Below are 21,596 nucleotides of genomic sequence, written 5' to 3' on the forward strand. Positions count from 1 at the left end.
CAAGGCAATACGGCGGGGCGGAGATTAGCTCTCCGCCCCGCTCCCGTTCAGCGATTGGGAAATGACATGCTGTTCCACATTCCTCAGGTCCTTACCGCCGAAGAAGTCGCGGAATTCCGGCGCCGGCTGGACAATGCCGACTGGACCGACGGGCGGGAAACCGTGGGGCACCAGGGCGCCAAAGTGAAACGCAACCAGCAGTTGCCCGACAGCTCCCCGGTCAAGGCAGAACTCGGCCGCGCGGTGCTGGCCGCCCTGAAGCGCAGCCCGCTGTTCTTTGCCGCGGCCCTGCCGCGCAAGATCCTGCCGCCGCGCTTCAACCGCTATACCGGCGGCGGCGAATACGGCTTTCACGTCGATGGCGCGGTCATGAGCATCGGCGAAGACGAGCACTTGCGCTCCGACGTGTCCTGCACGCTGTTCCTCAACGACCCCGACGAATACGATGGCGGCCGGCTGATCATCAGCGACACCTATGGCGAACATGTCGTGGCCAAGCCAGCGGGCGATGCCGTCATCTATCCCTCCAGCAGCCTGCACCGCGTCGAGCCGGTGACACGCGGCGCCCGCCTGGCCTCGTTCTTCTGGATCCAGAGCCTGGTGCGCGACGACAGCCAGCGGCGCACGCTGCTCGAACTGGACACCTCGATCCAGAAGCTGACGCTCGACGGGGCTGACGAGGACGCGCTGCTGCAACTGACCTGCGTCTATCACAACCTGCTGCGGCGCTGGTCCGAGACCTGAACCACCCGCCCGGTCACACCGCTCCGGCAGGCTCGCACAGGAGCGCTTGCAGCGCCGGGCTGATCCATTCCGCGACCATATCATCGCGTTCGCGCACCAGCGCCCGCACGCACAGGGCTTCACGGCAGGCCAGGGCCTGCATCTCCCCGGGCGGCAAGACGCCGAGCGCGGTGGCCCAGGCATCGGCCAGCATCGCCTCGCCGTGGATGACGCTGACCGCCATGGTATGCTCTACCGGCAGGCCATTACGGGGATCAATCGTGTGGCGGCCGCGCACGTAGTCCCCCGAAGTCGCGACCGCGAGCTGGTGCAGCGCCACGCGGAACGGGGCCATATCCGCCGCGGGCGTTTCCAGATCGACCCACCACGGGTCGCCATCAGGCCTCATGCCCATGCCCACGAGTTCACCGCCAATTTCCACCAGCGCATGTCCGCAGCCATAGCGGCGCAGCACACCGGCCAGCGCGTCCACGGCAAAGCCCTTGGCAATGCCGGAAAGATCGAGGTGCAGCCCGCCGGGCTGGCGCAGCCGCCGGGTGGACGGCTCGTAAGCGAGGCGATGCCAGCCCGCCCGCGTGCGCGCCAGAGCCAGCTCGGCTTGCGTGGGAGGCTCCGGGCGGGAGACGGGGCCATGTCCCCAGAGATTGACCAGTTCGCCGATCGCCGGATCGAAGGCGCCGCCGCTGCGCGCGGCCACGTCCAGCGCGGCTTCCAGGACGCGCGCGAAATCGGCGGGAAGGACGAACCATTCGCCGCCGCGCGCACGATTGAACCGGCCAAGCACCGAATCCTCGCGCCAATGGCTCATCTGCGCCAGAACTTCTTCCAGACGCGCCGTGATCGCGGCTTCGAGCACGGCGCTGTCCAGTCCCGGCGGACAGGCCATGCGCACGCGCCAGACCGTTCCCATCGTCTCCCCGCCCAGCTCGGCCAGCGGCGCATCGCGCCGCCAGCCGGCGAGAGCGGCGGGATCGATTTTAAGGGGAACGGCAAGGCGCATGGGCGGGCGGATCAGGGCGCCACCACTTCCAGCGTCGTAGTGTACGACATGCGCCGTTCGGTGACGCGCGGATCGCTGGCACGATGGTCGGTCATTTCGGCATTGAGCCAGTACATCCCCGCGACCGGCCATTTGACACGCAGCACGCCATCGGGCCCGGTGGTCAGTTGCTGCGCATCGTCCGCTTCCCGGAAGCGCTTGCCTCCCGGAACCACCGTCACTTTGACGCCCGCCGCGGGCTTGCCGTCCACCAGAAAGCGGAACTGCCCTTCCTCATCGGAAGCCAGCGCGTCGGGATGCGTTATCGGCTCCATTTCCAGCCCCTTGCCGGCCGGCTTGAACACGCTCTGCGTCGGCGCGTCCGCCGTCACGAAGATGAAATTGCGCGAAATCCTCTCGCTCAGTTTGACATCGGTCGCCCCGGCCGGGATCTCGGCAGGGCTGGCGACGACATGCGCCGGATCGAAACGGGCACGGCCGCCTTCGCCGCCGGGTCGGCCTTCGCCCTGCGGACCGCCGGGCCCGCCCGGCCCGGCCCGGCCACCGGGGCCGCCCGGACCACCGGGGCCGCCCGGACCACCCGGGCCCATGCCAGCCCCGGCCGGCGGCCGCCGCATGGCGCCCACGCGCCACATCTCGCCATCGAGAACGAAGCTGCCGAAGACCGACGCCTGCTCGACTCCGATCTTCCACGTGCCGGGCTGATCGATCATGACGTCGAACGTCGAACGATAGCGCCCCGTCGCCGGGTTCTGAATCTTCCCTTCGCTTCCGTCGGGCGCCCAAACCTTGATATCATCGATGCCCATCGGGAAATGATCGGCATAGAACGGTACCGTGGACGTTCCGGCATCGACCGTCACCCCGTTGCCGGTCCCGGCCAGAACCGTAGTTGAAGGGAGCAGCCACTGGCTGTGCGCCAGTGCCGGAGAGGCAAAGGCCGCGCTCAGGGCCACGCTCAGGGCAGAGGCTGCGGAAAACAGTGTGATGATACGCATGTAAGGTCCTCGGATATCGGGGCGGACGGCCCGGAAAATGAATGTCAGCGGACGGTAACGGCGCCCAGCTCGGCCTTGCCCGAAGCGGAGCCGCCCTTGCCGGGCACGGTGATCGGAACCGAGACAAGCTCACGCCCGCCCGATTCCCGGGCGGCCTCGACCTTGAGAACGTATTGCCCGGCGGGGAGATTGGCGGGCAGCGGGATCTGATACGTGCCGGGCGCGCGGGTGGCGCCGCTCACGCCGTCTGCCGGAAGCTTCATCGAACGCCCGCCCTTGCGCCACCAGCTGCGCAGATCGACCAGCCACTTGGTCCCCGCTTCGCGGCCGGTTTTCTTGAGATCATACCACACGAAAACCGTGCGCGCCGGGCCGCCATCCGCCGGTTCAAGCCAGCCCGCGACATAGGGCTTGTGATATTCGGCCACGTCGATGCGCGGCAGCGTGACGCTGACCGTCGCGGCCGTCGCCGGAGTGGCAATCGTCCCGGCGACGAGCAGCGGGACGGCAGGAAGGACTTTCGATTTCATTTCGGGTCTTTCGCTCAGTGAATGAAAAACAGGGCCAGCAGCACGGGAAGCGCGAGGCTCAGCCCCACCAGCGGCCAGGTCGAAGGGCGATGGCGGGCGTGAAGCTGCAACAGGAACAGCCCGGTCAGCGTGAAGATCACGCAGGCGAGGGCGAACAGGTCGATGAACCAGAACCACGCCGAGCCGGTGTTGCGGCCCTTGTGAAGATCGTTGAGGTAGGAGATCCAGCCGCGATCTGTGCTTTCCGCCGTGATCGCGCCGGAGGTCCGGTCGATCGCGACCCAGGCATCGCGCCCCGGACCGGGCATGGCGACATAGACTTCCTCCTCGTCCGTCCAGTCAGCCGCATGGCCCGCCGGATCGACCGGAACGGCGGCAGCAACGGCGCTGGCGACAGCGGCGGGCAACGGCGCATGGCCGTCGTTCGGCGCGGGCAGGCGGCGCAGCAACGCAGGCGGCAAGCGGCCCGTGCTGTCCGTCACCACCGGCTGCGCGGAAATCGACGCGGCATGGTTGAGCGTGATGCCGGTGATCGCGAAAAGCAGCATTCCGGCCAGCGAGATCGCCGCGCTCATCCAGTGCCAGGTATGCAACTGCTTCAGCCAGAACGCGCGCGCCTTGCGGGGCTTGCCCCGCGCAAGCGGCTTTGCAGCACCGCCATCCGCCCCCGCCGCTCGGTGGCTTTGCCGGGCACCCGTCTGGCAGGCAGGTCGGTCGGCAACGTCAGCAGCTTCCAAGGCGGGCATTCCTTCATTCGCGGGGGGATCGGGCCGGACCCGGCACCCTTCCGGGAAGGTCTGTCCGGCATCCAGCAGCGTCTGGACAAACCGCCTCTTAATGCATATGAGAATAACTCGCAATATTGACTATTCATGGAATGAGGGCAGGCGTGGCGACACTCGCAGCGACAGCGTTTCAAGCGAATTCGGACAAACGGTTCCCGAAAACGGCGGAAAAAGGCGCTATTGCACGCTCTCAACCCATCTCATTGGGTGCGGACCGGACCGATGCCGGCAATGCCGGACCATCCGAGTCGGCCGCACCTTACGAGCGTTCCGTCTATCAGCCCTCGCGCCGCTCCGGCCCTGTCGCCACGATCGCGGCAGCCGGTACGGTGCTGGCGATCGTGGCCTGCATGATGACTCTCAACATCGTGACCAAGCACGAAAAGCGGCCTCACCTGGCGGTGATGACCCTGCGGGATCTCGATACGAAACCCAAGGCGGCACCGCCTCCCAAGCATCTCGAAAAGACGATCGAAACCCCGGTCCCGGCCTTCGTGCCCAAGCCGGAAATCCAGCTGCCGGGGCCGGGCCCGGTGAAAGTGGCGCTCGATGTGCCGCCGCCACCGGTGCAGGTGACGCAAGTCGCCGTGCCCCAGCCGGTGACTGTGGATGCGGGAGCCTCTGCACCGGCCTCCACCGCCGCGGCACAGGAAGGCGGCGACTTGTCGGGCAAGGCGCTTTTCATCAAGCCGCCGGTCTATCCGGTGGAAGCCCGCCGCCGGCGCGAACAGGGCACGGTCAAGCTGCTCGTGCTGGTCGGCGCCGACGGGCGCGTCGATGACATCGAGATCGCCGGTAGCAGCGGCAGCAAGGCGCTCGACCGGGCCGCCCTGCGCGCCGTCCGGGAATGGCGCTGGGCTCCGGTCACGCGCGGCGGGACGGCCATGGCCGTACGCGGCTACGTCACCATTCCCTTCGTGCTGGTTGCCAAGGACGCCTGATTCGGTGCCGGGGCAGGTTACAGCCTGCCCGCCTGCCGCAGCAGCCGCTCGGCCCGCGCGAGATAGGGACGGTCGAGCATCCCGCCTTTCCAGCCGATTGCACCCACGCCGGGATTCGCGGCGAACAGATCGGCGATTTCCTGCGCTTCCGCGATTTCCACTTCGGTGGGCGTGAAGGCCGCATTGATCACCGGGATCTGCGCCGGGTGGATGGCCAGCATCCCGCGATAGCCGTCGCGGCGCACCTTTTCCGCGCGCAGGCGCAGGGCTTCGAGATCCTGGAAATCGGCGCTGATCGTCTCGATCGCCGTCACTCCGGCCGCCGCCGCGCCCATCACGCAAAAGCTGCGCGCCAGTTCATACGTAAAGGAATAGGAACCGTCCGGATTGCGGTTGGACGAAGCGCCAAGCGAATCGGCCAGATCCTCCGCCCCCCAGGTCATCGCGACCACGCGCGGGGCCCCCTTGTAATCGCCGCAGTGGAACATGCCCTCGGCCGTTTCCGTCACCAGCACGATGACCGGGGTGGAGCCCTGTTCGATGCCATTGGCGACTTCGAGCGCCTCCAGATACTTGTCCAATGACTCCACGTCCTGCCGGCCATGGACCTTGGGCAGCATGATCCCGCCCGGATGCGCGGGCATCACGGCCGCAAGGTCGTGCAAGGCATAAGGCCCATCGAGCGGATTCACCCGCACCCACAGGCGGCGGCGCTGTTCGGTGTTCGCCTTGATGAAATCATGCACCATCGGGCGCGCAGCCGCCTTGTTGCCGATCGCCACCGCGTCTTCGAGGTCGATCAGGACGATATCGGCCTCGCTCTCCAGCGCCTTTTGCATCTTCCTTTCGCTGTCGCCCGGCACGAAGAGCCAGGAGCGGGCAGAGACGGGTTCGTGCGAGGGTGTGGGAGTGACGGACATCGATCCTCTCGATCCCTTCGCCCTTGATGGGGAAGGATACGCAGCCTTGATGGCGCAGGAGCCTAAAAGCCCAAACACCTCGCTGTCTGCAAGGCCTGTCTTGCAAGACCCGCCCACAAGCCCCGTCTACAAGGCCCCGTCTGCAAGCGCATCGGCCCGCGATCACTCCCTGCCGGCAAAGTAGCGGGCCATGGCCTCGGCTGCCTTGTCGGTCAGTTCGATGAAGGCGCGGCGGCGGTCGCTGTCGTCGCAGACGCGCGCGAACAACCCCGTTTCCACCATCTGCCCGATCCAGCGCAGCGCCGTCGTCGGCGGCACACCCGAGGCAATGCACAGCGACGTCACCGAGACCCGCTTGTGCTCAACCCGGGCCGCGGCGAGATCGAGCAGCATATCCCATGCCGGATCGGCGAAAAGACCAGCCTCGAAATACTGCGCGCGCTGCTGGCGCTGCCGGATGATCTTGCGCACCAGACGCGCGTCCGGGAGCGATGGCCGGGCCGCGTAGCGCTTTCCCGGCGGCAGGACGCCAAGCTCGTCGGCGATCCGCCCGGAACCGGCGGAAGCGCTGGCAAACCGGAACGCGCTGTTCCCGGCATCCTTGACGAGCGAGCCGTCCGGCGGCGCCAGCCGTTCGATCTTCCCCGCGATCTGCCCGACCTGATCGGACAGGCGCAGCAGCATCAGCCGGTCATCCTCCGAAAGCTCGCGCAGCCGGGCGGGGCCGAAACCGGCCAGAACCTGCCCCAGCGCGATTACCCGTTCGGCGCGGTTGGGATCGACCAGCAACACCGGGGCCGACTGGTCCATGCACGAAAACACATCATCGAGCGCTTCCACGCTGGTCGAGACGATCAGCCGCGCCTCGCAGCGGGCCGCGCGCAGATCGAGCCGCGCGAGTGCCGCCAAGGCCTCCGCATCGACTTGCGGACAATCAACCATCACGACATCGCCGAGCGCCCGCGCGTCCCCTTCCAGCAGGCTTGCCAGCGACCCCACGGCCGTGACGGTCAGTCCGGCGGCCAGCGCATCATCCCGCATGGACGCGCGCAGATGCGCCCGGTCGGCAAAGATCGAAAGCACCACCGGCAGACCGCCCGCGATCGTGCCGTATCCCGGCCCCGGGGACGAATAGGAAAAGTCCGGCTGAAGGAAATCCGTGTCGCGCATCTGGTTCGACTCCGTGTTTCGCAATGCGAACAAGAGTAGAACAAATGAAGATCAGGTCAAGAATACGAGAACTGCAACGGCATTAAAACCTTGCAAGGCTCAAAGTCCGCTTAATTCGCATTCGGCGAATTTCCAAACAGTCTCTCAGCCCTGCCAACCCGCCAATTCGCGGCGCACGAGCGTCTCCAGCATCGCCATTCCCGGTGCCCGGTCGTTGAGGCAAGCCAGCGTGGCATAGCGTTCCCCGCCTGCCCCTTCGAACACCTCGCGCCCCCGGATCGCCAGTTCTTCCAGCGTTTCCACGCAATCGGCAGAAAAGCCCGGCGCGGCCAGGGCAATGCGGCGGGTGCCCGCTTTCGCTTCGTTTTCCAGCACGGTCTCGGTCGCGGGCTCCAGCCACTTGGCCCGGCCGAAGCGCGACTGGAAGGTGGTTTCGATCCGCAGGCCCGGCAGCCGCGCCGCCAGCCGCTCACCCAGCAGGCGCGATGTCTTGCGGCACTGGCAGTGATAGGGATCGCCCAGGTGCAGCGTGCGCTCCGGCATCCCGTGATAGGACAGCAGCAGCACTTCGGGCACGAAGTCGAGAGCCGCGATTTGCCCGGCGATATCCTCTTCCAGCGCGGCGATATAAGCCGGATCGTCGTAGTAGGGCGGCAGTGTGCGCACAGCCGGTTGCCAGCGCAGCGCGCGCAGGGCGTCGCCGAGGCTGTCCATCACCGAGGCAGTCGTCGCCCCCGAATATTGCGGGTAGAGCGGAGCAATCAGGATACGGTCGCAGCCTGCCGCCTGCATCGCCGCCAGCTTTGCCGGGATCGCGGGATTGCCGTAGCGCATCGCCCAGTCCACCCGCACGCCCTCGCCCAGCCGTGCCTGAAGCCCTTCTGCCTGCGCGGCAGTGATGGCGGCCAGCGGCGAGCCCTTGTCCGTCCACACTTGCGCATAGGCATGGGCGGACTTTGCCGGGCGCGTGCGCAGGATGATCCCGTGCAGGATCGGCTTCCAGGCAATCGCCGGAATTTCCACCACGCGCTTGTCCGAGAGGAACTCGGCGAGATAGCGGCGCACGGCATCGGGCGTCGGCGCATCGGGCGTGCCGAGATTGACGAGCAGAACGCCGATGCCGCCGGTCGCTATGGAAGGATGATCGGGCGGCAGCATCACAGTTCCTCGTCGAAAAGGGGGAGGCGGCGGAACCGCAGGCCCGTCGCCGAAAACAGCGCATTGGCAACCGCAGGCGCGACGGCCGCGACACCCAGTTCGCCCGGATCGGCCGGATCGGCCGTGCTCTGGACAAATTCCACGTCGATCGCCGGGCAATCCGCCAGCGTGGGCAGGCCGAGATCGCCCAGCCGCTCGCTGCCCGGACGTCCGCCCTCGTACCGGACCGAGCAGCCCAGAACCAGCCCCAGACCGAACACCAGCCCGCCCTCGATCTGCTGGCGGGCGATGTCGAGATTGACGATGCGGCCGATGTCGGCAACCGCGCTCAGCTTGTCGACGCGCACGCCGTTCTCGTCGCGGCGAGCGCTGGCGATCAGGGCAATGCGGCCCTCTCCGATACCATGGCAGGCAATGCCCTGCCCGCTGTTGTCGCCGCCGCCGCCCCATTGCGCGAGGGCCGCGACGCGCTGGAGGCATTCGGCGAGGCGCGGGTCCTTGCCCAGCATCGCCATGCGGTAGGACAGCGGCTCGCGCCCGGCCTTGTGCGCCATTTCATCGACGAAGCTTTCGTTGAAGAAAGCGGTGTAGCCATGGGCATTGCCGCGCAGGCGCGCGGTCGGCAGGGCTATCGTCGTGGGAATATGATCAATCGCGACATTGGGGATGGCATAAGGCGGCACCGCGCCTTCCAGCGCGAGCGGATCGTCCTTGCCGGCCACGGCGCGGATCGCCTCGGCCTGCGTATCGCCGCCGAACAGGCGGCGGCCGAACTCGCGCGCACTTGCCGGCATGGCCACGCGCGCGCGCCAGCCGGCAATGCCGCCTTCGGTGTCGAACCGCCCCGCCATCACCGCCACGACCGGCGTGCGCGGCAGCCCTGCGCGCATTTCTTCGCGGCGGGACCATGTGAGCTGCACCGGGCGGCCGGTTTCCTTCGCCAGGATCGCCGCTTCCACGGCGTGCCCCATTTCCAGCCGCCGGTCGAAGCTGCCGCCCAGCGGCATCGGATAGAGCACCACGTGCGAGACTTCGATCCCGGCCGCGCGGGCCGCGGCCTCGCGGGTGGCTTCGGGCACTTGCGTGCCCACCCACAGTTCCAGCAGTCCGCCTTCCAGCCGCGCGGTCACGCTGGCCGTCTCGATCGTGGCGTGAAGCGCGGGCGCGACTTCGTAGCGCAGCTGCAACGGCAAACCGCCCTTCACCACCGCCATGTCGCCCGAGGCATGGATACGGTGCACCTGCCCCGTGCGCATCGCCTCGTCGAGCGTGTTGTCGACATCGGTGCTCTCGACACCGGCGGCGACCTTGAAGCGCGGCTTCATGCGCGTGAGGGCGGTTTCCGCCGTCCACCAGTCCCGCGCGACGGCAGCCACCCAGCCCTCGCCCCTCACCGTGCGCACGAAGCCTTTCATCGGCTTCGCGGCTTCTTCGTCGATCCCAACAAGCGAAGCGCTGGCGCCAAGCGGCGCGTGGCGGATCGCGGCATGGAGCATGTCCGGCAAGCGCACATCGCCCGCGAAGGTCCACGATCCGTCGACCTTGGACGGCAAGTCGAGCCGGGGATAGCGCAGCGCGGCGCCGGGCGGGAATTCCTCGGGATCCTCAGCCACGGCATCGGTGCGCAGCGGCGGGGGCGATGGCGGGGCATAGGCCGAAGCCTCTTCCGCCAGCGCGCCAAACGGCAGGCGCTTGCCCTCGTGGACGATGAACCCGCCCTGCGCGTCGCATTCCTCCCACGCCACGCCCCAGCGCGCGGCGGCGGCCTGCATCAGCATGGCCCGCGCCGAAGCGGCGGCCGCGCGCGCAGGCGCCTCGTAGGCCGCCAGCGACAGGCCGTCGGCGGTGGCGTTGAAGCGGTGATCCTCGGCCCAGCGGCGCGTGACGAAACCATCGGGGTCCTCGCCGAGCGAGGGCATGAGCGGCATCCACAGCGGCGCCCAGCGCGCGGCCAGTGCGAGATTGGCATAGAGTGCGCTGACCGGCGCCGGCTCGACCGCCACCTGCCGCCAGTCCGCGCCCAGTTCATAGGCGACGACTTGCGGGATCAGCGTCGTCACCCCCTGCCCCATCTCGACTTGCGGGACGGCGACCGACACGACGCCATCGGTGCCGATCTTGATCCAGGCGTCGAATGCGAATTCGCCCTTGCCCGGTGCCAGCGGCAGAGGGAAATGGCGCGGGCGCAGAAAATAGCCGAGCGCGAGCCCGCCACCGGCCAGCGCCCCGATCAGGATGCCGCGCCGGGAAACCGTCATCAGTTCGTATCCAGCCAGTCCGCGACCTTGCGCGCCAGATCCGCGAAGGCGCCCGCCTGCGGTCCATCGCCCGCCGCCGGAGGCGTACCGGCGTCGCTTTCGCGGCGGATCGCGATGTCGAGCGGAATGCGGCCAAGGAACGGTGTGCCCATGCTCTTCGCGCAGGCCTCGGCGCCGCCAGTGCCGAAGGGATCACTCACTTCGCCGCAGTGCGGGCAGATGTACCCGGCCATGTTCTCGACCACGCCGATCACCGGCACGCCGCCCTTTTCGAACAGTTCCACCGCGCGGGTGGCATCGATCAGCGCAAGATCCTGCGGCGTCGAGACGATCACGGCACCGGCCGGCTTGAACTTCTGCAACATGGTCAGCTGGATGTCGCCAGTGCCCGGCGGCAGGTCGACGATAAGGATCTCCGCATCGTCCCAGTGGCCTTCGAGCAGCTGCGTGAGCGCGCCCGAAGCCATCGGCCCGCGCCAGGCGATGGCCTGCCCCGGATCGGACAGATGCCCCATCGACAGGACCGGCACGCCCCAGCGGCTCGCCACCGGCACCAGCCGGTTGTCATGCGCGACGGGCTTCTGCCCTTCCGTGCCGAGCAGCCGCGCCTGCGAGGGACCGTAGATATCCGCATCGACCAGCCCGACCTTGCGGCCCGCCCGCGACAGCGCCACGGCAAGGTTCGCGGCGACCGTCGACTTGCCGACCCCGCCCTTGCCCGAACCGACCGCGATGATCCGCTGCACCGGCTTCGCCCCTTGCGGCGCGCCGGCCTTGTCCGCATCCGCCTTGTCCGCCATCAGCGCCACCCGCACTTCGGACACGCCGGAAGCCGCTTGCAGCGCCTGAGTCACCGAAGCTTCCAGCATCGTGCGCGCCCGGGCATCCATGCCCGCGGCATCGAGCACGATCGTCACCCGGCCATCGGCCAGCCGCAGCGACTGCACCCGCGCGGCCTCTTCCGGTGCCAGCAGGGCCTTCAGTCGGTCGGAAGCGTCGTTGGTCATGCAGTCTCCGGGTTCGCGCCTGGCCGCGCCTTTGCGCGGCGGGATTGCCGCTCAGGTGGCGCAGTCGCGGAAAAAGGGCAAGAGAGGCCCTGTTATTTGCGCAGCAGGTTCCTATAGATAGCCCCATGAAAGCAATCGGTGATGCGATAACGAACCCCGGCGGAGACAATGGTCTGGCCATGGCGGGCCGCAACAGCCCCTGGGGCGGCGGCAGTGGTGACGGCAGCGGCGGCGGTAACGGTGACGGGCCCGGCAGCGAAAACGGCGAAGACAAGCAAGGCGGCGGCGAGCCCGGCGGCAAGCCCGCCGAGGGGCCCCGCAACCCCTGGCTTCCCGGCGGCGAGACGCCGCCGCGCCGGTCCGCCAGCATCGAGGACATCTTCCGCAGCCGCGATCCGCGCAAGTCCGGCGGCGGGCCGCGCGGCCCCGGCTTTCCCCAGCTTCCGCGCCGGCCCGACGGCAAGTCGTGGCTGCCGCTCGGCATCGGCCTTGCCGTGGCCGCGCTGCTGGGGCTCTCGATGGTCCACACCATCGGCCCCAAGGAGCAGGGGCTGGTCACGACGTTCGGCAAGTATTCGCGCGTGGTCGATTCCGGCGTGAACTTCACGCTCCCCTGGCCGGTGGAACAGATCGACGTAGAGGACGTGCGCTCGTTCCGGGTCGACATGATCCCCGACAACGACAACGAAAAGCTGATGCTGACGAGCGACAAGAACCTCGTCGATCTCAGCTACCTCGTGCGCTGGAACATCAAGAACCTGAAGGACTACAAGTTCCGCCTGGCCGATCCGCAGGAGACGGTGCGCGAAGTGGCCGAAGCGGCCATGCGCGCCTCGATCGCGCAGATCTCGCTCAACGATGCGATTTCCGGCGCCGGCCGCGCGCAAGTGGAGCAGGACGTGCGCGAACGTATGCAGCGCATCCTCGACTACTACAAATCGGGCGTCGCGGTGCAGGGCGTCGAAATCAAGAAAGCCGACCCGCCGGCCAAGACCAAGTCCGCTTTCGAGCAAGTTACCGTCGCCCAGCAGGAAGCCGAACGCGACCGCTCCGAGGCGCGGGCCTGGGCGCAGCAGAAGCTGGCCGAAGCCCAGGGCAATGCCCAGGCCTTCGACAAGGTCTATGAGCAGTACAAGCTTGCACCGGAGGTGACCAAGCGCCGTATGTATTACGAAACCATGGAAGGCGTGCTGCGCGACAATGATACCGTTGTCGCCGAAGCCAAGGGCATGACCTCCTACCTGCCCCTGCCGGAAATGAAACGCAGCAGCAGCGATGATTCCACCACGACCGTTACCGCCAAGGGAGGCCAGTGATGGGGGACCTTTGGCATAACTACAAGGCGGCCTGGATTGCCGCAGCCGTCGTGGCCGCAGGCCTGATGATGAGCGTCATCATCGTGCCCGAAGACCAGCAGGCCGTCGTGATCCGCACCGGCCGTCCGGTCGCGGTCTACAACCCCTACAGGGCCAAGGCCGATTTCGGGCAGACCGACGCCGGCATTCACTTGCGCGTGCCCCTGATCGACAAAGTCCAGCGGATCGACAAACGCCTGCTCTCGGTCGACATGCAGTCGCAGCAGGTGCTCTCGACCGACCAGCAGCGCCTCAATGTCGATGCCTATGCCCGCTACCGCATCATCGATCCGGTCAGGATGGTGGAGACCGCTGGCACGACCGACCGGGTGACGCAGCAGCTCGAACCGATCCTGTCCTCGGTCGTCCGCCAGGAACTGGGCAAGCGCACGTTCCAGTCGCTGCTGACGGCCGAGCGCGGTCAGGCGATGGCGAACATCCGCGACCTGCTTGACCGTGAGGCGCGTGAATACGGCGCGCAAGTGGTCGATGTGCGGATCAAGCGCGCCGACTTGCCCGAAGGGGCACTGGAAAGCGCTTTCGCCCGCATGGAAGCCTCGCGTCAGGAAGAAGCCAAGACGATTGCCGCCCAGGGCCAGCGCGATGCCCAGATCATCCGTGCCGATGCCGAAGCGCAGGCCGCCAAGATCTACGCCGACGCCTTCGGCAAGGACCCGGCCTTCTACGACTTCTACCGCTCGATGCAGAGCTACCGGGTCGCATTCGCCAGGGACGGGGGCGCGAAGACATTCGTGCTGTCACCCGATAACGCCTACCTGAAGCACTTCAGGGAGCCGTGACCGGCCGGAATGGGCCGAAAAGGGGGCACAATGCCGGCACCATTCAATCCCGGTTAAGCCAGCAGGGCGTCAACCGGGGCGGGGTCGGAGGATGGCGCCGCGGCGCCGCCACAACGGAGGAATCAAAGGACGTGAAGCCCGTGCGATACGCTTATGGATTGACGACGGCGCTCCTTCTTGGAGGCGCAACCCTTTCGCTGACGACCGGCTTTCCCGCCGGTGCGCAAGTCGCCCAGAACGAGGCGAGCCAGATATCGAAGGTTGTCCCCAAGGCCGGGGCGCCCGCCAGTTTCGCCGACCTGACCGCACAGCTCGCGCCGGCGGTGGTCAACATCTCCACCCGCCAGCGCATCCAGGTGCAGAGCAACAATCCGTTCGCCGGCACGCCGTTCGAAGGCCTGTTCGGCAACAATCAGGGCGGCGGCACCGGCCCGCAGACACGCGAAGCGCAGTCGCTGGGCTCGGGCTTCATCATCTCGGCCGACGGCTACGTGGTGACCAACAATCACGTCATTACCGCCGAGGGCAAGGGCGAGGTCGAATCGATCACCATCACCATGGCTGATGGCGACGAATACCCCGCCAAGCTGATCGGCAAGGACGCCGCCTCGGACCTCGCGGTGCTGAAGATCGACGCCAAGAAGCCGCTGCCTTTCGTGAATTTCGGCGATTCCCGCCACGCCCGCGTGGGTGACTGGGTCATCGCCATCGGCAACCCGTTCGGCCTCGGCGGCACCGTGACTGCCGGCATCATCTCTGCCGTCTACCGCAACACCGGCAATGGCGGGGCCTATGACCGCTATCTGCAGACCGACGCCGCGATCAACCGCGGCAACTCGGGCGGGCCGATGTTCGACATGAGCGGCCAGGTCATCGGCATCAACAACGCGATCTACTCGCCCACCGGCGGCAGCGTCGGCATCGGTTTCGCGATCCCCGCCGAAACCGCCGCGCCGATCGTGCAGAAGCTGATCAAGGGCGAGGCCATCGAGCGCGGATACCTGGGTGTGCGCATCCAGCCGCTGACCGACGATCTCGCCGATTCGCTCGGCCTTGAACACAACAAGGGCGAGTTCATCCAGGCTACCGAACCCGATGGCGCCGCCGCCAAGGCCGGCATCAAGGCCGGGGACGTGATCGTCAAGGTGGGCGGCAAGGAAGTCACCAAGGACCAGACGCTGTCCTATCTGGTGGCCAATACCGAGCCGGGCAGCCGCATTCCGGTCGAGCTGATCCGCGGCGGCCGCAAGATGACGGTGACCGCCACCGTCGCCAAGCGCCCGAGCGATCAGGAACTGGCCCAGTCCTTCGCGCCCGACAGCGATCAGGACGACAACCCCTTCAACAATCCGCCCGCCCAGCAGGAGCAGGGTACCATCGAGAAGGCCCTGGGCCTCTCGGTCACGCCTCTGACCCCGCAGATCGCGCGCCAGCTCGGCGCGGCGGACGATACCAAGGGCGTGGTCGTGGTGGCCGTCGATCCCAGCTCGGATGCCGGCCAGAAGGGCTTCTCGCGCGGGTTCATCATCCTGTCCGCCAACGGGCGCGACGTGACTTCGGGCGCCGATCTCGAAGCCGCGATCAAGGCCGCCAAGGCCGACGGCCGCTCGGCCCTGCTCCTGCGCGTCCAGCCGCGCGGCCAGTCGCCGGTCTTCGTGCCGATCCGCCTGCGCTGACCCCACGAAGTCCGCGCCAGAAATGCAAAGACGCCCGCCGGTTGATCCCGGCGGGCGTTTTGTTTGAAGCGTGCATTTGACAGGGAGAACGCCGAACAGTCGCGTCTCAAACCGGAACTTGCGATGAGGTTCCTCTCCCCCTTCGTCATTGCGAGGAGGCGAAGCCGACCCGGCAATCCAGTGTCGGCGCGAACCGCTCTGGATTGCTTCACCCTTCGGCCTCGCAATGACGAAGAGACGGGACGCGAGTTCTGATCAACCAGTCATGGTGTCGGTGCAAGCCGCACAAAATCCGCGTCACCGCCGTTCGTGTCTCGACTTCGCTCGACACGAACGGAAACTGGTGCAGGTCAGACTCAGGACGCTCCGTGAACCGGCAGCAGCCCAGACAGTGTCAGAGCCCGCTGCCCGCCGTTCGCACCGGGGTGGGCGATGGACGCGGCGCCGCTCCGGCGCCCTGCCCCGGACGAAGCCCCGGATCCTGCGCCTGCGCGCCCCGGCCGGTTGCACGGTCAAGGAAATCGTCGTTGGCGGCAGCCGGCGGCGCGGATCCGTTCTGCGGGCCGTAGTCGGGCACTTGCGGCGTGCCCGGTCCCGGTCCGGGCCCCACGGTCCCGTCCTCGTAGCGCGGCTGGTCGTCGTATTGCGTTCCGCTGCCCGGATGCACGAGGTTCCCGTTCTCGTCGGTGTAGTAGTAATCGTCGGGATTGCCCTGAAGCTGCTCGTCATCCGGCTCAAGCTGCCATTCGGGCAGCTGCAGCTTGGTGTCGAACTGTTCGACCGGGCGCTTGGCGACGGCGACCTTCATGTAATCCGCAAAGGCGCGCGCCGGGGCATGGCCGCCCGACAGGCCGCCCACGGCCTTGGCATCGTCGCGCCCCATCCACACGCCGGTCGTGATCCCGCTCGAAAAGCCGAGGAACCAGCCGTCCTTGTTGGAACTGGTGGTTCCCGTCTTGCCTGCGACCGGTCGCCCGATCTGCGCAGCGCGGCCGGTGCCGGTAGCCACGGCGGTCTGCAGCATGTCGGTGATCCCGGCGGCCACGTAATGCGGCACCAGCACCTGTCCCTGCACCGACTTGTGCTGATAGAGCACTTCGCCGCCGGTGGTCGTCACCTTGGTGATGCCGTAGGGCTCGACCGAGGTCCCGCCTGCCGACACTTCCGCAAAAGCACGGGTCATGTCGATCACGCGCACTTCAGACGTCCCCAGCACCATGGCGGGCTGGGTGTTGATCGGGGTGGTGATGCCGAAGCGGCGCGCCATGCTGGCGACAGTTCCGAAACCGACCTCGTTGCCGAGTTGTGCCGCGATGGTGTTCTTCGAATAGGCAAAGGCGGTGCGCACGTCGATTTCGCCGGCATAGTTGCGGCCGGAATTCTGCGGGCTCCAGCCGTCGATCGTGACCGGCTCGTCGACCACGCGATCGCTCGGCGTATAGCCTGCCTCCAGCGCGGCCATATAGACGAACAGCTTCCAGGCCGAGCCGGGCTGGCGTACCGCTTCGGTCGCGCGGTTGTAGTTGGAAGTGACGTAGTCGGTGCCGCCGACCATGGCCAGCACCGCGCCGTCACGGTCGAGGCTGACCAGCGCGCCTTGCGTGCCCGCGGGCGCGTTCTTGTCGATCGCAGCGGTCGCCGCCTTCTGCATCGCCGGATCGAGTGTGGTCCATACCTCGATCGGCTCGTTGGTCTCTGGCAGCAGCAGATCGAGCTGCGGCAGAGCCCAGTCGGTGAAGTAGCGGACCGAGTTCTGCCCTTCTTCCTTGGCGACCTTGACCGTGGACAAGTCGATGCTGTCCGCCTCTTCCTGAGAGATCGCGCCGTTCTTGGCCATCAGGCCCAGCACGACCTTGCCGCGATCGATCGAAGCCTGCAGGTCGGCGGTAGGCGAATAGTTCGACGGCGCCTTCACCAGTCCGGCAATAATCGCGGCCTCGGGCGTCGTCAGCTCGGTGGCGGGGTGGCCGAAGAACTTGCGGCTCGCCGCATCGATGCCATAGGCGCCGCCGCCGAAATAGACTTTGTTGAGGTAGAGTTCGAGGATCTGGTCCTTGGAGAACTTGCGCTCCAGCGCGAGCGCCAGCACCGCCTCACGCGCCTTGCGGACATAGCTGCGCGAATTGTTGAGGAAGATGTTGCGCGCAAGCTGCTGGGTCAGGGTCGATGTCGCGGCAATCCGCTTGTCCCCCGTCATCGCCGTATAGACCGCGCGCAGCAGGCCCAGCGGATCAACGCCGATGTGCGAATAGAAGCGCCGGTCTTCCACCGCGACCATGGCCTTCTTCATGATCGGGGGAATCTGGTCCCCCGACAGCCACCGGCCATAGCTCGGCCCGAGCGAAACCAGCTCCGTCCCGTCGCGCGCGCGCACGACGATCATCTGCCCGTTCTGGCTGCTCTTCAACGCGCTGTAGCTGGGCAGCTCGCGCATGGTGAAGTACACTGCCGTGCCCAGAAAGACCGCGCCCAGCAGGCCGAGCGCCACGCCCCAGATGAGGACGCGGCCCACGATACGGCGCCAGAGCGGCTTTTTGGGTCGGGAGGAAGGGCCGCTCGACTTGCGGCCCCGGCCGGAATTCTTGGCCATGTGTTAGGAAGAAACCCTTCTTGCAGACAGAGACGTCCGGTCGCTTCCTACACCTTGCACGGCGATTTGTAACCGGGGGTTAACGATGCCCGCCGGTGCCCCTTCGCCATTCGTCGAAATCCTGCCGAAACGGCTCCTATTCCTCCGGCTTGAAATCCAGCGAGGCGCTGTTGATGCAATAGCGCAGCCCCGTCGGCGCCGGACCATCGGGGAAGAGGTGGCCCAGATGCCCGTCGCACTTCGCGCAGGTCACTTCGGTGCGGATCATGCCGTGCGAGACATCGCAGTGCTCGTCGACCGCCCCCTCGCCCACCGGCGCCGTGTAGCTCGGCCAGCCCGAGCCCGAATTGTACTTGCTCTCCGACGAGAACAGCGGCGCGCCGCAACCGGCGCAATAGTACATGCCCTCGGCCTTGTTCTTCTCGTACTTGCCGGTGAAGGCCCGCTCGGTGCCGGCCTCGCGCAGCACGTGGTACTGCTCGGGCGAGAGCTTCTCGCGCCATTGTTCATCGGTAAGATTGAGCTTGTCGGTCATTGTCTGGCTTCTCCTTGGGCCGGGATATGGCGCGTCGAGCCCCTCTTTTCCAGTGCGGCGGATATCCTCCAACCGTCTTGGTTCCGTGCTAGACTGTCGCTCGCGGAATGGTGAGGAGAGGGAAATGGAGCAACCCCACGAAAGGGTCCCGATGGGGCAGGGCCCCGGACTGATCTGGGGCATCGACTTCGCGCCGGGCGAACGGCGCGAAGTCGAAAACTGCGATAGCCCGCACGCCGGCTTCGTCCGCTGGCTGCACCTCAACCTGGCCGACCACGGCACGCGGCTGTGGATCGAAACCACGCCTGAACTTTCGCCCGCCGCACGCGATATCCTGCTTTCCCAGGACAAGCACCAGCGCGCGCTGGTGGACGCCGAGACCGTCGCCTGCGTCCTGCACGACTTCGAACGCGATTTCGACGTGCGCGACACCGGTCGCATCGGCACCTTGCGCGTGGTGCTGACGCCCGGCCTGATCGTCTCGGCCCGGCACCACCCGATCGGTTCCGCCGACATCGCCCGCCGGCGGCTGCGCGACAGCGAGATCGTCACCTCCCCGGCGCGCGGGCTGGACCTGATCGTCGGCGCCATCCTCGAAAACTTCTCCCGCATCACCGGCAGGCTCTCTTCCGAAGTCCAGGCCGCCGAAGACGCGCTGGTGGAGGAACGGCAAGTGCCCGGCAGCCACCGCCTGATGGACATCCGCCGCCGCCTCGCCCAGCTCCACCGGATGCTCGAAGGGATGCAGAGCGTGTTCCGCCGCCTCGAACTCGACGACGACCTGCCCGAAGAGATCCTGCCCACGGTCGAAAAGCTCTCGCAGCGCGTGCAGGGTGCCGACAGCGACATCCAGAGCGTGCTGAGCCAGCTGCGCGCGGTGCGCGAGGAAATCAGCGACCAGTCGAACCTGCGGATGAACCAGAACCTCTATATCCTCTCGGTGATGACGGCCCTGCTGCTGCCGACAACGCTGGTGACGGGCATTTTCGGCATGAACACCGGCGACCTGCCGATGACCGGCCGCGACGGCACGCTGGGCGCGACCCTCGTCGCGGCAGCGGCGGCGCTGGCAACGTACCTGTTCCTGCGGGCTCGCGGATTTTTCCGCTAGTGACCTGAATCCGTAGTTCTTATCATTATTATCCGTCATCCCCGCGAACCCGAGGCCACGTTTGTTATAACTCGGCCGGCCCCGGGCTGCGACGCACCGTTCACAAAGTCGAGAATGCCCATCAGTTCGCCGTGAAGCGTGGCATGGATCTGGCCCCGTTTCTCGCCGGGATGAAGGATAATCCTGCCGATGAGCGAACGGATGTCGCTTGAAGCATCGAGACGCGTGTCGGGATCGTCGAGCGTCTCGACCAGGCGTGCGACCTTACGCCGGTAGATTTCGGCAATACCAGGATGGACATCGGGAATGTCGCGCGGGGTTTCCGCCATGCGCGTGGTGATCTCGGCCTTCTCGCGCTCCAGTTCGGCCATGCGGGCCTTCATGGACGGCTGATAGAACCCGTCCTCGATCGCGGTCAGCATTCCGGCGATGGCTTTCTCAACCCGCGCAAGAGCCTGCCGGTCCGCTTGGGCCTCAATGCGCCGTTCGCGGTTCTCCCGGTTGATGAGTTCAGTATAAGCGGCCACCGCCGCCTCGACCTTGTCCGCCGAAACCAGTTTCTCGGCGATGCCTGCAAGCGCCCGGTGCTCAAGGTCCGCGCGCCTGATGGTCCGGTTGTTGGTGCATGTGTGGCTGCGGTGGCGGTTGACACAGCCGTAGCGGTCGCCAACGACGACGGCATAAGTCCCGCCACAGACCCCGCATTCGAGCAGCCCGGATAGCAAGTAAGCAGGCCTGCGCAGCGCGTGGGCGTACATGCCTCTGGCCTGAACGGCTCGCCTTACCGATGCATAGCGCTCGGCAAGCGCTTTTTGCTGATGCTTGGCCGCCTGCCAGAGATCGTCACTGACGATCCGCAAGGCAGGCACTTCCGCCCTGATCCATTCGGATTCGGGATTGAGGCGCATGACCTGCCGTCCGGTGAACGGGTCTTTGACATAGTGTTTGTGGTTCCAGACCATCACGCCAACATAGAGCTCGTTGTTGATGATCCCGGTGCCGCGCCGCGCGTCTCCCCGGATCGTGGTATCGCGCCAGGGGCGCCCCGAAGGACCAGAAATTGCTTGCGCGTTGAGATCGCCAGCGATGGATCGCGGGCTTTTGCCCGAAGCGAACTCGCGGAAGATGCGCTGGACGATGAGCGCTTCGGCCGGATCAATCGCACGCTCTCCCCGCACCAGTTCGCCTTCACTGGAGAGGCGCCGCACTACACGGTAGCCGTAACCGACAGGCCCTGCAGAAAAGCCCTTCTCGACGCGCCCGCGCAGGCCCCTGTGCGTTTTCTTCGACAGGTCCTTGAGGAACAAGGCGTTCATCGTGCCCTTGAGGCCCACGTGCAGTTCGCTGATTTCTCCTTCGGCCAGCGTGACCATGGGAATCCCTGCGAACTGGAGATGCTTGAAGAGTGTCGCGACATCGGCCTGATCGCGAGAGAGACGGTCGAGCGCTTCGGTCAGCACTACATCGAACTGGCCCGTCCGTGCATCCTGAATGAGCGTCTGGATACCGGGACGCAGGATCAGGCTGGCACCGGAGATCGCAGCATCCTCGTAAGTGGCGACAACCTGCCAGCCTTCACGCTCGGCCCGTTCGTGGCAGATACGCAGCTGATCGGCGATCGAGGCCGCATTCTGCTGGTCCGAGGAATAGCGGGCATAGAGCGCGACACGGGTCATGATGACTTCCCTTCGGTCCAGGGATTGAAGAGGCGAACACCGGCCGCCTCGAAATCGGAAACATTGCGCGTGACCAGCGTAAGCTGGTGCTGGAGCGCGTGCGCGGCAAGGAAGGCATCCATCGCACCTATGGGCCGTCCTGCGGATTGTGTCCGGGCCACCACCCGGCCCCATTGATCGGCTGTACCGGGATCGACAAGCAACAAACGCTCCTCGAAGCGGGGAGCCAGTTGCTCCGTCAGCCAGACGTCGAGCGCGGCCTTTCGGCCGCCGTCATCGAGCCGCTCAATGCCATGCCGCAATTCAGCCAGCGATACGACGCTGAGGAACAGTTGCTCCTCG

At 66.7% G+C, this 21,596-nt stretch carries 19 protein-coding genes; 6 read left to right on the forward strand and 13 right to left on the reverse strand.

Features of this window, described 5'->3' with window-relative positions:
* Positions 1-66: 66 nt before the first annotated feature.
* Positions 67-744 carry a Fe2+-dependent dioxygenase gene (locus tag NN5_RS15340; protein WP_067735020.1) on the forward strand — a complete coding sequence of 226 codons (678 nt, stop codon included), beginning with the start codon at positions 67-69 and terminating at the stop codon, positions 742-744.
* Between the two features lie 13 nt (positions 745-757).
* Here the strand turns inward: NN5_RS15340 and NN5_RS15345 are convergent, their stop codons facing one another.
* The 4 genes from NN5_RS15345 to NN5_RS15360 are packed head-to-tail and all read right to left on the reverse strand — an operon-like array spanning position 758 to position 3,874.
* The gene (locus NN5_RS15345) at positions 758-1,744 is read right to left on the reverse strand and encodes an FAD:protein FMN transferase (protein ID WP_174523905.1); all 987 of its coding nucleotides are present in this window, start codon (positions 1,742-1,744) and stop codon (positions 758-760) included.
* An 11-nt stretch (positions 1,745-1,755) separates the two neighbouring features.
* Positions 1,756-2,742 carry a DUF4198 domain-containing protein gene (locus NN5_RS15350; protein ID WP_067735023.1) on the reverse strand — a complete coding sequence of 329 codons (987 nt, stop codon included), beginning with the start codon at positions 2,740-2,742 and terminating at the stop codon, positions 1,756-1,758.
* Positions 2,743-2,786: 44 nt separating this feature from the next.
* Positions 2,787-3,272, reverse strand: a complete 486-nt coding sequence (locus tag NN5_RS15355; RefSeq protein ID WP_067735027.1) for a DUF2271 domain-containing protein — start codon at positions 3,270-3,272, stop codon at positions 2,787-2,789.
* 14 nt (positions 3,273-3,286) lie between these two features.
* Positions 3,287-3,874 (reverse strand): PepSY-associated TM helix domain-containing protein, encoded by a 588-nt coding sequence (locus NN5_RS15360; protein WP_067735073.1) that lies wholly within the window; start codon positions 3,872-3,874, stop codon positions 3,287-3,289.
* Between the two features lie 386 nt (positions 3,875-4,260).
* Here NN5_RS15360 and NN5_RS15365 point away from each other — a divergent pair, with 386 nt between their 5' ends.
* On the forward strand, positions 4,261-4,998 hold the full coding sequence (locus NN5_RS15365; protein WP_067735030.1) for an energy transducer TonB: 738 nt from the start codon (positions 4,261-4,263) through the stop codon (positions 4,996-4,998).
* Between the two features lie 17 nt (positions 4,999-5,015).
* On the opposite strand, the gene NN5_RS15370 is transcribed toward NN5_RS15365, so the two are convergent.
* From NN5_RS15370 to NN5_RS15390, 5 genes are all read right to left on the reverse strand, one after another.
* On the reverse strand, positions 5,016-5,918 hold the full coding sequence (locus tag NN5_RS15370; protein ID WP_067735033.1) for an HpcH/HpaI aldolase/citrate lyase family protein: 903 nt from the start codon (positions 5,916-5,918) through the stop codon (positions 5,016-5,018).
* A gap of 162 nt (positions 5,919-6,080) precedes the next feature.
* Entirely contained in the window at positions 6,081-7,088 is a 1,008-nt protein-coding gene (locus tag NN5_RS15375; RefSeq protein WP_067735035.1) for a helix-turn-helix domain-containing protein, read from the reverse strand.
* 144 nt (positions 7,089-7,232) lie between these two features.
* A complete protein-coding gene (gene hemH, locus NN5_RS15380; protein ID WP_067735038.1) occupies positions 7,233-8,246 on the reverse strand; it encodes a ferrochelatase in 1,014 nt (337 codons plus the stop codon).
* Positions 8,246-10,504: a xanthine dehydrogenase family protein molybdopterin-binding subunit gene (locus tag NN5_RS15385; protein ID WP_067735041.1), complete on the reverse strand. Its 2,259-nt coding sequence runs from the start codon at positions 10,502-10,504 to the stop codon at positions 8,246-8,248. Before NN5_RS15385 ends, hemH begins: the two co-directional genes overlap by 1 nt.
* Positions 10,504-11,511, reverse strand: coding sequence for an Mrp/NBP35 family ATP-binding protein (locus NN5_RS15390; protein ID WP_067735044.1), 1,008 nt, complete (start codon positions 11,509-11,511; stop codon positions 10,504-10,506). The genes NN5_RS15385 and NN5_RS15390 overlap by 1 nt, the downstream gene beginning before the upstream one ends.
* Before the next feature lie 179 nt (positions 11,512-11,690).
* On the opposite strand from NN5_RS15390, the gene hflK reads away from it, so the two are divergent.
* The 3 genes from hflK (at position 11,691) to NN5_RS15405 (ending at position 15,342) form a co-directional block, all read left to right on the forward strand.
* Positions 11,691-12,827 (forward strand): protease modulator HflK, encoded by a 1,137-nt coding sequence (gene hflK / locus NN5_RS15395; protein ID WP_067735047.1) that lies wholly within the window; start codon positions 11,691-11,693, stop codon positions 12,825-12,827.
* A complete protein-coding gene (hflC, locus tag NN5_RS15400; protein ID WP_067735050.1) occupies positions 12,827-13,666 on the forward strand; it encodes a protease modulator HflC in 840 nt (279 codons plus the stop codon). The genes hflK and hflC overlap by 1 nt, the downstream gene beginning before the upstream one ends.
* 140 nt (positions 13,667-13,806) lie before the next feature.
* Entirely contained in the window at positions 13,807-15,342 is a 1,536-nt protein-coding gene (locus tag NN5_RS15405; RefSeq protein WP_067735076.1) for a Do family serine endopeptidase, read from the forward strand.
* 394 nt (positions 15,343-15,736) lie between these two features.
* Here NN5_RS15405 and NN5_RS15410 read toward each other — a convergent pair whose 3' ends face one another.
* Both NN5_RS15410 and msrB read right to left on the reverse strand, forming a co-directional pair.
* Positions 15,737-17,932: a transglycosylase domain-containing protein gene (locus NN5_RS15410; protein WP_067735053.1), complete on the reverse strand. Its 2,196-nt coding sequence runs from the start codon at positions 17,930-17,932 to the stop codon at positions 15,737-15,739.
* Positions 17,933-18,068: 136 nt separating this feature from the next.
* Positions 18,069-18,467, reverse strand: a complete 399-nt coding sequence (gene msrB, locus NN5_RS15415; RefSeq protein ID WP_067735056.1) for a peptide-methionine (R)-S-oxide reductase MsrB — start codon at positions 18,465-18,467, stop codon at positions 18,069-18,071.
* A gap of 124 nt (positions 18,468-18,591) precedes the next feature.
* Between msrB and NN5_RS15420 the strand changes: the two genes are divergently transcribed.
* Positions 18,592-19,578: a CorA family divalent cation transporter gene (locus NN5_RS15420; RefSeq protein WP_245656522.1), complete on the forward strand. Its 987-nt coding sequence runs from the start codon at positions 18,592-18,594 to the stop codon at positions 19,576-19,578.
* Between the two features lie 35 nt (positions 19,579-19,613).
* Here NN5_RS15420 and NN5_RS15425 read toward each other — a convergent pair whose 3' ends face one another.
* On the reverse strand, positions 19,614-21,254 hold the full coding sequence (locus NN5_RS15425) for a recombinase family protein (RefSeq protein ID WP_067735060.1): 1,641 nt from the start codon (positions 21,252-21,254) through the stop codon (positions 19,614-19,616).
* The coding region (locus NN5_RS15430) for a type II toxin-antitoxin system VapC family toxin (RefSeq protein ID WP_067735062.1) at positions 21,251-21,596 on the reverse strand (346 nt) is incomplete at its 5' end. The genes NN5_RS15430 and NN5_RS15425, both read right to left, overlap by 4 nt.

This window comes from Novosphingobium naphthalenivorans NBRC 102051 (genome assembly GCF_001590985.1).
Taxonomy (GTDB): domain Bacteria; phylum Pseudomonadota; class Alphaproteobacteria; order Sphingomonadales; family Sphingomonadaceae; genus Novosphingobium; species Novosphingobium naphthalenivorans.

What these genes read in the sequence shown, in the direction of transcription:
- NN5_RS15385 (WP_067735041.1), bottom strand. Translation starts at nt 10,504, where the DNA reads ATGACGGTTTCCCGGCGCGGCATCCTGATCGGGGCGCTGGCCGGTGGC.
- hemH (WP_067735038.1), bottom strand. Translation starts at nt 8,246, where the DNA reads ATGCTGCCGCCCGATCATCCTTCCATAGCGACCGGCGGCATCGGCGTT.
- NN5_RS15420 (WP_245656522.1), top strand. Translation starts at nt 18,592, where the DNA reads ATGGAGCAACCCCACGAAAGGGTCCCGATGGGGCAGGGCCCCGGACTG.
- NN5_RS15355 (WP_067735027.1), bottom strand. Translation starts at nt 3,272, where the DNA reads ATGAAATCGAAAGTCCTTCCTGCCGTCCCGCTGCTCGTCGCCGGGACG.
- NN5_RS15370 (WP_067735033.1), bottom strand. Translation starts at nt 5,918, where the DNA reads ATGTCCGTCACTCCCACACCCTCGCACGAACCCGTCTCTGCCCGCTCC.
- NN5_RS15390 (WP_067735044.1), bottom strand. Translation starts at nt 11,511, where the DNA reads ATGACCAACGACGCTTCCGACCGACTGAAGGCCCTGCTGGCACCGGAA.
- hflK (WP_067735047.1), top strand. Translation starts at nt 11,691, where the DNA reads ATGGCGGGCCGCAACAGCCCCTGGGGCGGCGGCAGTGGTGACGGCAGC.
- NN5_RS15345 (WP_174523905.1), bottom strand. Translation starts at nt 1,744, where the DNA reads ATGCGCCTTGCCGTTCCCCTTAAAATCGATCCCGCCGCTCTCGCCGGC.
- NN5_RS15410 (WP_067735053.1), bottom strand. Translation starts at nt 17,932, where the DNA reads ATGGCCAAGAATTCCGGCCGGGGCCGCAAGTCGAGCGGCCCTTCCTCC.
- NN5_RS15425 (WP_067735060.1), bottom strand. Translation starts at nt 21,254, where the DNA reads ATGACCCGTGTCGCGCTCTATGCCCGCTATTCCTCGGACCAGCAGAAT.
- NN5_RS15350 (WP_067735023.1), bottom strand. Translation starts at nt 2,742, where the DNA reads ATGCGTATCATCACACTGTTTTCCGCAGCCTCTGCCCTGAGCGTGGCC.
- NN5_RS15340 (WP_067735020.1), top strand. Translation starts at nt 67, where the DNA reads ATGCTGTTCCACATTCCTCAGGTCCTTACCGCCGAAGAAGTCGCGGAA.
- msrB (WP_067735056.1), bottom strand. Translation starts at nt 18,467, where the DNA reads ATGACCGACAAGCTCAATCTTACCGATGAACAATGGCGCGAGAAGCTC.
- NN5_RS15375 (WP_067735035.1), bottom strand. Translation starts at nt 7,088, where the DNA reads ATGCGCGACACGGATTTCCTTCAGCCGGACTTTTCCTATTCGTCCCCG.
- hflC (WP_067735050.1), top strand. Translation starts at nt 12,827, where the DNA reads ATGGGGGACCTTTGGCATAACTACAAGGCGGCCTGGATTGCCGCAGCC.